15 protein-coding genes and 1 riboswitch are annotated in these 13,706 nt (G+C 73.4%); of the genes, 1 reads left to right on the top strand and 14 read right to left on the bottom strand.

The window, feature by feature from the left end:
* Positions 1-31: 31 nt before the first annotated feature.
* From EW117_RS19020 to EW117_RS19010, 3 genes are all read right to left on the bottom strand, one after another.
* The gene (locus tag EW117_RS19020) at positions 32-853 is read right to left on the bottom strand and encodes a C40 family peptidase (RefSeq protein ID WP_129788286.1); all 822 of its coding nucleotides are present in this window, start codon (positions 851-853) and stop codon (positions 32-34) included.
* Positions 854-1,009, bottom strand: a riboswitch (cyclic di-AMP (ydaO/yuaA leader).
* Between the two features lie 240 nt (positions 1,010-1,249).
* Complete coding sequence (locus tag EW117_RS19015) at positions 1,250-2,590, bottom strand: FAD-binding oxidoreductase (protein WP_129788285.1); 1,341 nt, start codon at positions 2,588-2,590, stop codon at positions 1,250-1,252.
* Between the two features lie 98 nt (positions 2,591-2,688).
* Positions 2,689-3,744 (bottom strand): substrate-binding domain-containing protein, encoded by a 1,056-nt coding sequence (locus EW117_RS19010; protein WP_129788284.1) that lies wholly within the window; start codon positions 3,742-3,744, stop codon positions 2,689-2,691.
* A gap of 89 nt (positions 3,745-3,833) precedes the next feature.
* Here EW117_RS19010 and EW117_RS19005 point away from each other — a divergent pair, with 89 nt between their 5' ends.
* Positions 3,834-4,220 carry a MarR family transcriptional regulator gene (locus tag EW117_RS19005; protein WP_129788283.1) on the top strand — a complete coding sequence of 129 codons (387 nt, stop codon included), beginning with the start codon at positions 3,834-3,836 and terminating at the stop codon, positions 4,218-4,220.
* 1 nt (position 4,221) lies between these two features.
* On the opposite strand, the gene EW117_RS19000 is transcribed toward EW117_RS19005, so the two are convergent.
* The 11 genes from EW117_RS19000 to urtB form a co-directional block, all read right to left on the bottom strand.
* Positions 4,222-5,280: a HoxN/HupN/NixA family nickel/cobalt transporter gene (locus EW117_RS19000; RefSeq protein WP_165362776.1), complete on the bottom strand. Its 1,059-nt coding sequence runs from the start codon at positions 5,278-5,280 to the stop codon at positions 4,222-4,224.
* Positions 5,281-5,371: 91 nt separating this feature from the next.
* Complete coding sequence (locus tag EW117_RS18995; protein WP_165362775.1) at positions 5,372-6,181, bottom strand: urease accessory protein UreD; 810 nt, start codon at positions 6,179-6,181, stop codon at positions 5,372-5,374.
* 7 nt (positions 6,182-6,188) lie between these two features.
* Positions 6,189-6,944 carry an urease accessory protein UreG gene (ureG, locus tag EW117_RS18990; protein ID WP_242504395.1) on the bottom strand — a complete coding sequence of 252 codons (756 nt, stop codon included), beginning with the start codon at positions 6,942-6,944 and terminating at the stop codon, positions 6,189-6,191.
* A gap of 52 nt (positions 6,945-6,996) precedes the next feature.
* Positions 6,997-7,692, bottom strand: coding sequence for an urease accessory protein UreF (locus tag EW117_RS18985; RefSeq protein ID WP_129788279.1), 696 nt, complete (start codon positions 7,690-7,692; stop codon positions 6,997-6,999).
* 9 nt (positions 7,693-7,701) lie between these two features.
* Positions 7,702-9,402 carry an urease subunit alpha gene (locus tag EW117_RS18980; protein ID WP_129788278.1) on the bottom strand — a complete coding sequence of 567 codons (1,701 nt, stop codon included), beginning with the start codon at positions 9,400-9,402 and terminating at the stop codon, positions 7,702-7,704.
* Entirely contained in the window at positions 9,402-9,806 is a 405-nt protein-coding gene (ureB, locus tag EW117_RS18975; RefSeq protein ID WP_129788277.1) for an urease subunit beta, read from the bottom strand. Before ureB ends, EW117_RS18980 begins: the two co-directional genes overlap by 1 nt.
* 8 nt (positions 9,807-9,814) lie before the next feature.
* Positions 9,815-10,117, bottom strand: coding sequence for an urease subunit gamma (locus EW117_RS18970; RefSeq protein WP_129788276.1), 303 nt, complete (start codon positions 10,115-10,117; stop codon positions 9,815-9,817).
* 25 nt (positions 10,118-10,142) lie between these two features.
* Positions 10,143-10,838 carry an ATP-binding cassette domain-containing protein gene (locus EW117_RS18965; protein WP_129788387.1) on the bottom strand — a complete coding sequence of 232 codons (696 nt, stop codon included), beginning with the start codon at positions 10,836-10,838 and terminating at the stop codon, positions 10,143-10,145.
* Positions 10,838-11,743 carry an urea ABC transporter ATP-binding protein UrtD gene (gene urtD, locus EW117_RS18960; protein WP_129788275.1) on the bottom strand — a complete coding sequence of 302 codons (906 nt, stop codon included), beginning with the start codon at positions 11,741-11,743 and terminating at the stop codon, positions 10,838-10,840. Before urtD ends, EW117_RS18965 begins: the two co-directional genes overlap by 1 nt.
* Positions 11,740-12,819 carry an urea ABC transporter permease subunit UrtC gene (urtC, locus tag EW117_RS18955; protein ID WP_129788274.1) on the bottom strand — a complete coding sequence of 360 codons (1,080 nt, stop codon included), beginning with the start codon at positions 12,817-12,819 and terminating at the stop codon, positions 11,740-11,742. Before urtC ends, urtD begins: the two co-directional genes overlap by 4 nt.
* On the bottom strand, positions 12,816-13,697 hold the full coding sequence (gene urtB / locus EW117_RS18950) for an urea ABC transporter permease subunit UrtB (protein WP_129788273.1): 882 nt from the start codon (positions 13,695-13,697) through the stop codon (positions 12,816-12,818). Before urtB ends, urtC begins: the two co-directional genes overlap by 4 nt.
* Positions 13,698-13,706 lie beyond the last annotated feature (9 nt).

Raw genomic sequence — 13,706 nt, 5'->3', positions numbered from 1 at the left:
TGGTGCGGGCCCTCGTGTCGATCGGCGGGTGTCAGGCGACGCGGATGTACGTCGGGCTGGACTGCCAGATCTGCGTGTGGCGCACGGTCTCACCGGGTACCGGGGCCTCGACCTGCATGCCGTCGCCCGCGTAGATGGCGATGTGGCCCGGCGTCCAGATGAGGTCGCCCGGCTGGGCCTCGGCCGCCGAGACCACGGTGCCGGCGTAGCGCTGCTCCGAGGAGGTGCGCGGCAGGTCGATGCCGACCTGGGCGTACACGTACGACGTGAACCCGGAGCAGTCGAACCCGGCGGGGGTCGAGCCGGCCCAGACGTACGGCACACCGAGGTACTGCATGGCGATGTCGACGATCGCGGATCCCGAGGTGGACGCCGGTGCGGCCTCCTCGACGGTCTCCGCCACGGGCTCGGCGGCGACCTCCTCCACGACGGGCTCGGGCTCGACGACGGGCTCGGGCTCAGGCTCAGGCTCGGGAGCCGGGGTGACCTTGATGGTCCCGGTCTCCAGCGTGAACTTGCTGTCCTCGGCGACCTGCACCGCGGGTGCCGTGTCCACTGCCTGCACCGCCGCGGCCTGTTCGACAGAGGTCTGCTCGACCTTGGCCTTCTCGACCGCGGCCTGCGACGTCTTGGTCACGATGTCGAGCTCGGCGGTGGCCGTGCCCTGGTCGCTCACGGGTGCGGCGTCGGCGGGGACGCTGAGCAGTGTGACGACCAGGCCCGAACCGGCCGCCACGAGGGCGCCGCGGCGAGCGGCGCCGGAGATGCCCCGCGCCGCGGCACGGGAGATGGGAGTCAGCGGGGTGATCGGTTTGCGGGCAGCACGATGGCGCCCAGGCGTGCGAGTAGTCACGTGTCTGTTCTCCGGACGCCTACGAGGTGAGCTGTCGGATTCGGATCGGAGAATGACCCGGCCGCGTCGTGCTGGTGCGGCTTCACCCCAAGGGCACCGTAGGTGCCCGAATTCGTGGTTCCCCCGTCCCTGTCGTCTGGTCGGTGCAGATCTCGGGGGCGGTGACAGGGCTCGGCGTCCGCCTCGAGAACCCGTGGATTTCCCACGAGCGGCACCGACCGTAACCCCGGACGGCCCAAAAGTCACAATCGCGTTACGGTCGGCCGGTATGCATATGTCCGGCTTGACCCGGTTATCCAACGTGGGCTATGTCACTCCGCGCCACGCGGGCGCCGCCCCCGCCCGGGGACGGCGCCCGCGTTCGCGCTGGTCCGCGACGGGTCTACAACGGCCTGCTCATGCCGGCCGGACGTTGTGGTTGCGGGCGAACAGATTGTTCGGGTCGTACTGCCGCTTGACCGCCGCGAGCCGGCGATACGTCTCCGCCGGATAGACGGCCGCCACGTCCTCCGCCCCGGCCGCCGCGAGGAAGTTCGCGTAGGCGCCGTTCACGTGCGGCGCGAGCTTTCCCCAGAGCGCGTCCAGGCCGGGACGCGCGGCCTCGATGACCGGCTTCGGCCCGCCGGTGACCGTCACGACCATCAGCTCCGCCTGGCGGTGGGCGTAGGCGGTGGCGTCGTCGGCGACCCGGGACACCGCGCCACCGACGCTACGGACGGCGATCATCGGCGAACCCGGCGACGTCCCGACCTCGGCGAGGATCTGCAGGACCTCAGGCACCGGCTCCCGGTCCGCGAACGCGTTCCGCGCGACCAGCTGGATGCCGGGCGGCGGCGTCGCGCCCTCCACGAGCACGTCCGCGTAGGCCGTCAGCGCGACGTCGTCGTCCACCACCGTCCCGAGCCGGCGGATCGGGTCGATCGCCCGGTCCGCGAGCGCCTCGTCGTCGCCGTCGAAGGCGACGTGGATCTCGACCGGCGCCTCGTGGCCGCCCGCGAACGGGTTGGCGAGGCTCGCGATGGAGGTGAGCTCCTCCGGGGCCGTGCGGAGATGGTTCGCCCAGCCCTGCAGCACCTCGACGGCCTCCGACGCCGGGAAGGTGACCTTGCCGAAGAAGACGTCCGTCGTCGGGTGCGCCGCGAACTCGAACGCGGTCACGATCCCCAGGTTGCCGCCGCCACCGCGGATCGCCCAGAAGAGCTCCGGGTTCTCCTCGGCGCTCGCGGTCACGACCTCGCCGTCGGCCGTGACCAGCTCGGCGGTGACCACGCTGTCGAGGGCCAGGCCGTACTTCCGGACTTTCCAGCCGATGCCGCCGCTCAGCGTCAGCCCGCCGACGCCGACGCTCTTGGTGTCGCCCGAGGAGATCGCCAGGTGGTGCGGGGCCAGGGCCGCCGCGACCTGGCCCCAGGTGGCGCCGCCGCCGATCCGTACGATGTGGCGCTCGCGATCGACGAGGTCGACGTCGGCGAGCCTGCTCAGGTCGATGACGACGCCGCCGTCGTTGGTGCCGAAGCCCGGGAAGCTGTGGCCGCCGCCGCGGACGGACAGGGGGAGCCCCGTGCCGGCGGCGAACCCGACGGCCGTCTGCACGTCCGCGACGGTCGCGGGGCGCAGGACGTAGGCCGGGCTGCCCGTGGTGACCACCGAGCGGCTGGCCGCCTCGTACTCGGCGTCGCCCGGTTCGATGATGTCGCCGCCGAAGTCGCGGCGAAAGGATTCAAGTGCTGAGCTCATGACATTCCTTCCACGCAGGAGCCGGCCGCGTGCCGTGCCGGACGAAGGAGTGACTCGTCAGCTCTTGTCGATGTGACCGGACGGCGATGTGGCCTGGATCACAGCTCGCCCATGAGATCGAAGTCGAAGCCCTCGGCGCGCGCGAGATAGAGCCGGTGCTCGGCGTGGTTGCCCTGGAACCGCATGGGACCCCGCGGTCCCTCGTACACGACGCCGTCGACCGAGCGGTCGGTGGCCGTCACGGCCGCGCTCCCGGCCCGCTCCACGATGGTGCGGAGCGCGAAGATGCCCTCGTAGCAGGCCTCGGCCGCGGCGCCGACGGCGGGCGCGTGCACGCCGTGGTGGGCGGTGTAGCGCCCGATGAGGTCGAGCGCCCCGTCCGTCGCGAGGCTGCGGAACCAGCCACCTGTCGAGTAGAGGTTGGCCGTGCCGCCCGTGCCGCTGCCCATGAGCATGTTCTCCTCCATGAGCGTGCTCAGGCGGACCGTCCGCTCGTCCAGGCCCTGCCGGGCGAACGCCCGGTTGAAGCGGACCGCGTTCTGCCCGACCATCAGCATCAGCACACCGTCGGCGCCCGAGGCCTCGATGTCGTTCACGACGCCGCCCAGCTGGGCGCTGCTCGCCCCGTGCTCGTTGAGGAACCTGGCGCCGGCGAACTCCACCCCGAGCGACGTGACCTGCGTGGACAGCACCTGGAACGTGCGCCGCGGCCAGGCGTAGTCGTCCCCGACGACGTACCAGCTCCGCACCCCGAGCTCCGCCCGGAGCCGGGAGATCGCGGGGAAGAGCTGGGCCGAGGGAACCTCGCCGGTGACGTAGAGGCCGGGCCTGGTCTCGGCGCCCTCGTACGCGGCCGGGTACACGTAGGGCACGCGGCGTTGCACCAGCGGCACGACGGCGTTGCGCACGGCCGACGTGTGCCAGCCAGTGAGCGCGTGGATGCTGCCGGCGGTCAGCACCCTGGCCACCTGACGCCGCAGTACCGGGAGCATCTGGCCCGCGTCGAGGAACTCGGCGCGCACCGGACGGCTCAGGATCCCGCCCGTCGCGTTCAGCTCCGCCACGGCCAGCTCCGTCACGGCCTGGCACGACGGGCCGTAGATGCCCCCGGGGCCCTGGAAGTGCAGGAGGGCTCCGATGACGAAGTCCGACATGACGCCCCGTCCCGTGATGGGCCCGTTCCGTTCTGGGCTCGGCCTGTGTTGGCGGGTAGTGTACGAGCACACAGGAAGGGCACGCGCTCATGCGGACTGGCACCGAGACGGTCACGGCTACGCCCCACACCGACGTGGACGACGCGATGTCGGCGACCCTGCTGCGCGAGGCTGTGCTGGCGGCGCGACGCGCCGCGCGGAACGCCGCGGAAGTGCTCGGCCCGGAGGGCTACACGCTCGACGAGTGGCTGGTCCTCGACGCCCTGGGCGCGGGCGACGGCCTGACGATGTCCCAGCTGCGCGAGGCCGTGCTCGCCGACAAGGCGACGCTCGGCCGCCGGGTCGACGACCTGCTGACCAAGGCCCTCGTCTACCGCGAGGTCGACGGGTTCGACCGGCGCGTGATCCGGGTCTACCTCTCGTCGCGGGGCCGCGACGTGCTCTCCCGGCTGACGGCGCGGCTGGCGCGGGGCTGAGCTACGCCGTCGAACTGCCGTTTCGTCGGGGAGAGGTGAGGTAGGCGCCGATCCCCCAGGCCACCAGCAGCACCACCGTGAGCACGGCGCCGTAGGGCTCGAGGCTCACGGAGGCTCCTGGGAGCCAGCCGAGCCACGGGGCGTGCTCGACGGCGACCTGGACCAGGGTCACGAGGCCGATCCCTAGCGCGGCCAGTGCCGACACCCCCGTGACGACGACGTCGTAGCGCACCCGGGCGCGAGCCGGCCGCGCGACACCGGCGCCCGCCTGGCCGGAGCTCGCCTCGCCGGAGCTTGCATGGGTGTAGACACGCCGGGCGACCGCGCCCTGGGCCGAGTCCAGCAGGGACATGCCCGCGGCGAACAGGACCGCGAGCGGCAGGGCCGAGTACCACGGGACCTGGCCGAGGGCCGCGGACGCCGTGATCGCGAGCAGCCCGATCTCCGTCGCCGTGTCGAACCCGAGCCCGAACACCAGCCCGACGACGTACATGCGGCCGGGCTTGTCCGTGGACCACTCGAACCGGCGCAGAGCCCATGTGACCGGCCCGCCGGTGTGCTGGTGCGAGTGCCCGCGCAGCGCGTGGCGCAGCATGACGACGTTGACGGCCGCGATCGCCAGCAGGAACGTCCCCGAGACGAGCGGCCCCCAGACGCCGGTGGCCCTGCGCAGCGGTGACGACTCGTCGCCGAGCATCGGGGCCAGCGCGTTGACGCCGAGCGCGAGGAGCAGGGCGGCGCCGAGGACCACCGTCGAGTGCCCCAGCGAGAACCAGAGCCCGACGCCGCGCGCGTCCCGGTCGGCGCGCACCAGCGTGCGGGTCGTGTTGTCGATGGTCGCGATGTGATCGGCGTCGAACGCGTGGCGGAGGCCCAGCGCGTAGGCCGCCAGGCCCATGGCCAGGGTGATCGCCCCGGTGCCGCCGTCCGCGAGGAGGGCCGCGGCCAGGCCGCCGATCCCGGCGACGTGGAGCGCGACGATGACCGGGATCGTCACGCTGCGGCGCTCACGCCGGAGCGGGCGGCCGGGGTGCTGGTCGGCGGGTGTGCTGGCGGTCATCTGTCCTCCGGGGGCTGGCGTTCCTGGTTCCCGTTCAGCGGGTGGGCACAGCCCTGACTCCGGGGCTTCGCGGTACTCATCGGCGCGGTACTCATCGGCCTGCTGAATCATGGTCCGGATCTATGGGGCTGAGGTGCGTGGCCGAGCCGAGCCAGCGGGTGAGGGTCCCGCCGCGGTCCAGCCGGAGCGTGATCGCGTCGCGGAGGTGGGGTGCGGCCTCGGCTTCGGCCGTGGTGGGGGCGTGCTCGCCGGGTGATCCCGCGCCGGTTCCCTGGACGACGGCGAGCGTGTCGATCACCGGGTGGTCGCCGAGGACGCCGGGGACCGGGTGGTCGCCCGCTGCGGTGAGCTCCTCGACGAGGATCGGCCCGACGTCGTCCCCGATGTCGGTGCGCAGCACGATGCGGCCGCCGCGCTCGCCGGACCGCCCCAGCACCACGGTCTCCCGCAGGGTGAGGCGGGCCCGGGCGCCGAGGCGCGCCGTCGTGGTCCGGCGCACGTCCGCGCCGGTGGCCACGACGAATGGCAGCCCCGCCCAGAACAGGGCGGCCCCGTCACCGAGGCGGACGTCGGCGTCCCACCGGCAGTCCTGGCCGTCGCCGTCGTACGCGACGGTGCCGCCGACGTCGGTCAGGGTGAGCGCGCATCCGGCCTCCACCCGGACGGCGACGACCACATGGTCGCCGCCGAGCAGCATCGCGCCGCCCGCGACCAGCGCGACCTCCGCGTGCGCCCCGTCGCGGGAGACGATCCGTGCCGCCAGCAGGCCGTCCGAGGTGCGGACGCGTACGGGCGCGCCGAACCCCGCCGGGCGCTCGACGGCGACCCGGGTCACCCGCGCGGTGGCCGCACCCGAGACGACGGGCCGGCCTGACGGCGCCGGTACAGCTGTGCGCGGCATCGGCCGGTCAGTGTGTGTGCGCGTGGTCGTGCGCCCGGCCGTCGTCGTCGTGGCTGTGCACGTAGCCGCCGTCCTCGTCGGCATGGAAGTGCGGTGCCATGGGGCCGGGGTCCTGGGCGACGTGCGCGCCCGCGCGGAAGCTGTCGAGCACGCCGAGCACCCAGGCGCGCAGCTGGGCGACCGAGGCGTCGTCGCTGCGGGAGAGCGCGACGACCGCGCGGTTCTCGCGCGCCGCGGACGCGTCGGAGACCATCTGGGCGACGTCCACGCCCACATGCGGCGCGAGGTCGGTCTTGTTGACGACGAGGAGGTCGGCGCGGCCGATTCCCGGGCCGCCCTTGCGCGCCACGTCGCCGCCGCCGGCGACGTCGAGCACGAAGATCTGGGCGTCCACGAGCGCGGGGGAGAACGTGGCGGTGAGGTTGTCCCCGCCGGACTCGATGATGACCAGGTCCAGCGGGTCGAAGTCGCGCTCCAGGTCCTCGGTGGCCAGGAGGTTCGCCGTGACGTCGTCGCGGATCGCGGTGTGCGGGCAGGCGCCGGTCTCCACGGCGCGGATGCGTTCGGGCTCGAGCACGCCGGCGGAGCGCAGGAACCGGGCGTCCTCGTCGGTGTAGATGTCATTGGTGATGACGCCGATGCGCAGCTCGGCGCCGAGCGCTCGGCACACCGTGGCGATCAGGGACGACTTGCCGACGCCGACAGGGCCGGCGACCCCCAGGCGAAGGGCACGGGCGGCGGGGGCTCGGCCGCCGGCAGGCACGGGAGCCGGAGACGGCGCAGGGGCAGGAGCGGACACGGGATCAAGGGCGGAATCAGGCACGGAACAACCTTTGGCTCAGGAGGGCGTGGGCCTGCGCCCAGCCCTCGGTCTGCGGGGAACCGGAGGCCGGGATGTCCTCCGGGGTGGTGCACGCCGCGACGCGGAGCACGTGCTGCTCCGCCGCGGCGCAGGCTTCGAGGACCCAGTGCGCGGGCGTGACCGGGTCGAGCGGTTCGAGCTTGAGCAGGGCCGACGCCGCCGTCTGGGCGTCGTCGTACACGGTGAGGCGCACGGTGTCCGCGGCGGGCAGGCCGGTCGCTGCGGCGATCGCCCCCAGGACGATCGCTCGGGGTAGCGGCCCGTGGGCGGCGTCGTGCGCGACGAGCGCCCGCACCGCGGCGGCGTCCGACCACAGGGTGCGCGCGAGCCGCAGGTACCCGCGGCCGAGCAGGCGGGCGGCGTCGCGCAGCGCGGGCGCCGTCGTCCGTGCCGCCCAGGCCCGGACGACGTCGGCGAGCCCGAAACCGCCGTCCGACACCTCCGCGAGCAGCCGCGCCGTCACCACGGCGGTGCCCGCCTCGACCAGGCTCACGGTCGTCGCCCGCCCGACCAGCCAGGCGGGCACCGACGCCGTCGGCATGCCGCCCAGCAGTGCGGGCTCGAGGCTTGCCGAGTGCGCGTGCCCGCCGCTGGGCAGGCGTGCGTCGGCGAGCAGCATCGCCACCGAGAGGGCGTGGGGTGTGGTCATCGGCGGCCGTCAGAACATCGAGTAGAGCTGGGCGAGCGGCAGGCGGACGGCGGGCGCCGGCTCGACGAGGTCGCCGTCCACCCGGATCTCGAACGTGTCGGGCCGGATGTCGATCCGGGGCAGGACGTCGTTGTTGCGCATGTCCGCCTTCCCGACGTCGCGGGTCGGGGCCACGGCCGCCAGCTCGCGGCGCAGGCCGAGGCGGTCCGCCAGCCCGTCCTCGATCGCCGCCGGGGCCACGAACGCCAGCGAGAGGTCGCTCGCAATCGCGTCACCGAACGCCGGCCGCTGCAGCACCGGCTGCGGTGTCGGAATGGACGCGTTCGGGTCGCCGAGCGCGGCCCACGCGATCACGCCACCCTTGAGCACCACATCGGGCCGGACGCCGAAGAACCGCGGGTCCCACAGGACGAGGTCGGCCAGCTTGCCGGCCTCCACCGAACCCACCTGGGCGTCGATGCCGTGGCCGATCGCGGGGTTGATCGTGTACTTGGCGACGTACCGTCGGGCGCGCTCGTTGTCGGCCGGCTCCGAGCTGCCCAGCGCGCCGCGGCGGTGCTTCATCACGTGCGCGACCTGCCACGTGCGGGTGACCACCTCGCCGATGCGGCCCATCGCCTGGGCGTCGGACGAGGTGATCGACAGCGCGCCCATGTCGTGCAGCACGTCCTCCGCCGCGATCGTCGTGGCGCGGATGCGGGACTCGGCGAACGCCAGGTCCTCCGGCACCGCGGGGCTCAGGTGGTGGCACACCATGAGCATGTCGAGGTGCTCGGCCACGGTGTTCACGGTGTGCGGGAGCGTCGGGTTGGTCGAGCCGGGGATGACGTGCGGCAGGCCCGCGATCGTCAGGATGTCGGGCGCGTGCCCGCCGCCCGCGCCCTCGACGTGGAAGGCGTGGATGGAGCGGCCACCGATGGCGTCGACCGTCGACTGCACGAACCCAGCCTCGTTCAGCGAGTCCGAGTGCAGCGCGACCTGCAGTCCCCACTCCTCGGCCCCGCGCAGCGCGGCGTCCAGTGCGGCCGGGGTGGCGCCCCAGTCCTCGTGGATCTTGTAACCGCCCGCGCCGGCCAGAGCCTGCTCCGCCAGGGCGTCGGCGCTCACCGTGTTGCCCTTGCCGAGCAGCAGCACGTTGACGGGCACGGGGTCCAGGGCTCGCAGGATGTGCCGCAGATGCCCCGCGCCCGTCACCGTCGTCGCCTTGGACCCCTCGGACGGGCCGGTGCCGCCGCCCGCGACCGTCGTGATGCCCGTGGCGAGCGCCTCGTGCAGCTGCGACGGCGACAGCAGGTGGACGTGCGCGTCGAAGGCGCCGGCCGTGAGGATCCGGCCCTCCCCGGAGATGACGTCGGTCGACGGCCCGATCACCAGGCCGGGGTGCACGCCGTCGGCGATGTCCGGGTTGCCGGAGCGGCCCAGGGCGACGATGCGCCCGTCACGCACCCCGACGTCGGCCCGGACCACGCCCCACCAGTCCAGGACGATCGCGTTGGTGATCACCGTGTCCAGCGCCCCCTGCGCGCGGGTGCGGGTCGACTGCGCCATCGACTCCCGGATCGACTTTCCGCCGCCGAACACCGCCTCCTCGCCGCCGGCCGTCCGGTCCTCGGTGACCTCGATCCACAGGTCGGTGTCGCCGAGGCGCACCTGGTCGCCGACCGTCGGGCCGTACAGCGCGGCGTAGCGCTCGCGGTCCACCCACGCCATCAGCGTTCCTCTCGCTCGTCGTCGGACGTCGGGGCCGGCGGCCGGCCGGGGGCCTCGGCGGCAAGACCAAGCGCACCGCCGTCGGCCTTGCCGCGCTGGATGCCCGGGACGCGCCGCGCGCCGCGGATCGCGACCGCGTCGACCTCGCGGCTCGCGCCGGGCTCGAACCGCTGCGACGTGCCCGACGGCACGTCGAGCCGGAACCCGTGCGCGGCCTCTCGGTCGAGCTCCAGGGCGCTGTTGGCGTCGGGCAGGTGCAGGTGGGAGCCGATCTGGACCGGCCGGTCGCCGGTGTTCAGGACGACCAGGCGCAAGCGCTCGTGCGGGGCGCGGTCGGCGTTGATCTCGATGCGGCCGGGCGCGACCCGGACGGCACCCGGTCCCGTGGACGTGTGGGCTGACATGGGGCCTCCTACTGGACCGGGTGGTGCAGGGTGACGAGCTTGCGACCGTCGGGGAACGTGGCCTCGACCTGGACGTCGGTGAGCAGCTCCGGGACGCCGTCCATGACCTGCTCGCGGGCCAGGACCTCGCGGCCGGCGTCCATGAGCGTCGCGACGTCGGCGCCGTCGCGGGCCCGTTCGATGACCCAGCAGGACAGCAGGGCCACGGACTCCGGGTAGTTGAGCCGCACGCCGCGCGCCAGGCGGTCGCGCGCGACCATCCCGGCTGTGGCCAGCAGCAGCTTCTCGACATCGCCAGGTGTCAGCCGCACGACCCCTCCAACCAATGACGGGGGGTCATAGGGTGAGTGCCTTGCGGGCTTCCAGGGCGGCGGTCGGGCCGCCCTGGCCGCGGTGGGCGACGCGGCCCGAGGCCAGCACCGCGAACTCGGCGGCGTGCTCGACGGCGTAGCCGATGTGCTGCTCGACGAGCAGCGCCGACAGGCCGCCCGCCGAGGTGAGGGCCGAGATCGCGGCGTAGATCTCGCTCACGACGTTGGGCTGGATGCCCTCGACCGGCTCGTCGAGGACGAGCAGCCGCGGACCCGTCACGAGCGCCCGGGCGATCGCGAGCTGCTGCCGCTGCCCGCCGGACAGCAGCCCGGCCTGCCGCCCGAGCAGGTCCCGGAGCGCGGGGAAGAGGTCGAGCGCCTCGTCGGTCCGACGCCGGCCGGCCCGTCCGTAGGCGTCCGCGACCACCTGCAGGTTCTCCCGTGCGCTCAGCAGCCCGAAGGACTGCTGCCCCTGCGGCACGTACGCGATGCCGCGCCGCACGCGCTGGTGCGGCGCGAGCCCCGTGACGTCGTCGCCGGCGAGCCGGACCGTACCGGCCCGCACGGGCAGCAGCCCGAGCACGGCCCGCAGCAGCGTCGTCTTGCCCGCGCCGTTGTGGCCCAGCACGGCGGTCAGCGCGTCGTCGGGCACGGTCAGGTCGACGTCGTGCACCACCGTCGTGCGGCCGTAGCCCGAGGTCACGCCGGTCAGCTCCAGCATCACGGGAGTTCTCCTTCGCTCGTGGCGGCTTCGCTCGTAACGGCGCCCGCGGTGGCGCCCGCCGCGGCGCCGTCCGACGCCGCGGCCGGGGCGCCGAGGTAGACCTCGACGACCGCCGGGTCGTTCTGCACCTCCTGCACCGTGCCCTCCGCCAGCACGCGCCCCTGGTGCATCACGGTCACGGAGTCGGCGAACGACCGGAGGAACTCCATGTCGTGCTCGACGACGACCACCACCCGCTGCGACCCGATGCGGCGCAGCAGCTGGCCGGTCTCCTCGCGCTCGGCCTGCGTCATGCCGGCGACGGGCTCGTCGAGCAGCAGCAGGTGGGCGTCCTGGACGAGCAGCATCCCGATCTCCAGCCACTGCTTCTGGCCGTGTGCGAGCACCCCGGCGGGCACGTCACGCAGCGCCGTCAGGCCCACCGTCTCCAGCGCGTGCTCGACCGCCTCCGGCGTGCCCGGCCGGCGCCGCAGCAGGGTCAGCGGCCCACGCCGCGCGCCGGCCGCGATGTCGAGGTTCTGCAGCACCGTCAGCTCGTCGAACACGCTGGCGGTCTGGAACGTCCGCCCGACGCCGGCGCGCGCGATGCGGTGCGTGCTGCGCCCGAGCAGCTCGGTCCGGCCGAAGGCGACTGAGCCCGAGGCCCGGACCAGGCCGGTCACGGCGTCGATGAGCGTCGTCTTGCCCGCTCCGTTCGGGCCGATGAGGAACCGCAGGTCGCCCTGTGTGACCGTGAGGTCGACGTCGCGCACGGCGACGAAGCCGTCGAACTCGACGCGCAGCCCGCGTATCTCCAGGTAGTCGTGCCGGAACCGGCTCGTGTCCGTCCCGAGCAGCGCCTCGGCCGCGGCCAGGTCGATCTCGGTCTCCGGCTGCGCGGCCGCCGGTGACAGGTCGCTCATGCGGGGCTCCTCTCGGAAAGGCCCGCCACGGCAGGACGACGCCGCAGCGTGCCGGCGACCGACGCCAGACCGCCGGGCAGGAAGGCGATGACGAGGATGAACAGGGCGCCCTGGAAGTAGATCCAGCCCGACGGGAACTGCTCGGAGATCGACGTCTGCGCCCAGCTCACCGCTATCGACCCGAGCACCGGGCCGAGCAGGGTCGCGCGCCCGCCGATCGCCACCCCGATGAGGAAGCCGATGGAGGGCACCACGCCGACGTCGGCCGGCGAGATGATCCCGACGATCGGGACGAAGAGCGCGCCGCCGACCGCCGCCATCACCGCGGCGACGACGTAGGCGACGACCTTCACGGCCGCGGGGTCGTAGCCGAGGAACCGGACGCGGTCCTCCTGGTCGCGGACGGCGACCAGCAGCTCCCCGAACCGGGAGACGGTCAGCTGGCGCACCACGGCCACCATCACGAGCAGCACGCCCGCAGCGATCAGGTAGAGCATCTGCTTGTTGACCGGGTCGGCCAGGTCGTACCCGAAGAACGCCCGGAACCCGTTGAGCCCGTTGGTCCCGCCTGTCGTCTGCTGCTGGCCGATGAGCAGGATGGCGAAAGCCGCGGCCAGCGCCTGGGACAGGATCGCAAAGTACGCGCCCCGCACGCGGCGGGTGAACACTGCCCACCCGAGGAGCGCGGCCAGCGCCGCAGGTACGACCAGGATCAGCAGGATCGCCGAGACCGGTGACCGCAGCGGCTCCCACCAGCCCGGCACCTGTCCCGTCCCGTACAGGAGCATGAAGTCCGGGACGCCGCCCGGGCCGGCGTCGGCCAGCTTGAGGTGCATGGCCATCAGGTAGGCCCCGAGGCCGAAGTAGACCCCCTGGCCCAGGGTGAGCAGCCCGCCGCGGCCCCACGCCAGGCCGATCCCGACCGCGACCATCGCGAGGCAGAGGAACTTGGCGAGCAGGTCGAGGCGGAACGGGCTGAGCACCACGGGCGCGAGCAGCAGGAGCGCCGCCGCGAGGCCGAACGCCGCGAGAGTGCGGGTGCGGCCCGGCCGTACGAGTGCGTTGAGGACGGTCATGCGAGGCTCCTCGTCCGGACCGAGACCAGTCCCTGGGGGCGTAGCTGCAGGAAGGCCACGATCGCGACGAACACGAGCACCTTGGCGACCGACGCCGTGGTCGAGTACTCGAAGAACGCCTGCATCAGGCCCAGCGCCGTCGCCGCGATCACCGTGCCCTTGATCTGGCCGATACCGCCGGCCACGACGACGAGGAACGCGTCGACGATGTAGCTGGTCCCGAGCGTCGGCCCGATCGAGCCGAGCAGCGTGAGCGCGACGCCCGCGATGCCGGCCAGCCCCGACCCGACGAAGAACGTGACCCGGTCGGTCCCCCGCGACGAGATGCCGGACGCCTCGGCCAGGTCCCGGTTCTGCACGACGGCGCGGATGCGCCGGCCGAGCGGCGTGGCGCGCAGGGCGAGCGCCAGGGCGACGACGCACACGATCGCGAGCGCCAGGATGAACAGGCGGGTCCGGGGCAGCGCGAGCCCGCCGATCTCGACGGCGCCCGACAGCCAGGCGGGTGCACGGACGTCCACGTTGGGCGCGCCGAACACGTCCCGCGCGACCTGCTGGAGCACGAGCGCGACACCCCAGGTGACGAGCAGCGTGTCCAGCGGACGCCGGTACATGCGGTGGATGAGCGTGGCCTCCAGGAGCAGGCCGAGCAGGCCGCCCACGAGGAAGCCCAGCGGGAGCGCGACGAGCAGGCTGATCCCGGCGTCGCCGATCACACCCTGGACGACGAACGCGGTGTAGGCGCCGGCCATCATGAACTCGCCGTGGGCCATGTTGATGACGCCCATCTGGCCGAAGGTCAGGGAGAGCCCGAGGGCGGCGAGGAGGAGGACGGAGCCGAGGCTCAGTCCGGCGAAGAGCTGGGCGATGATGTCCATGCGGGTCCC

Source organism: Promicromonospora panici (assembly GCF_900608595.1).
Lineage (GTDB): Bacteria > Actinomycetota > Actinomycetes > Actinomycetales > Cellulomonadaceae > Promicromonospora > Promicromonospora panici.
This window is presented reverse-complemented; position numbering and strand designations above follow the sequence as displayed.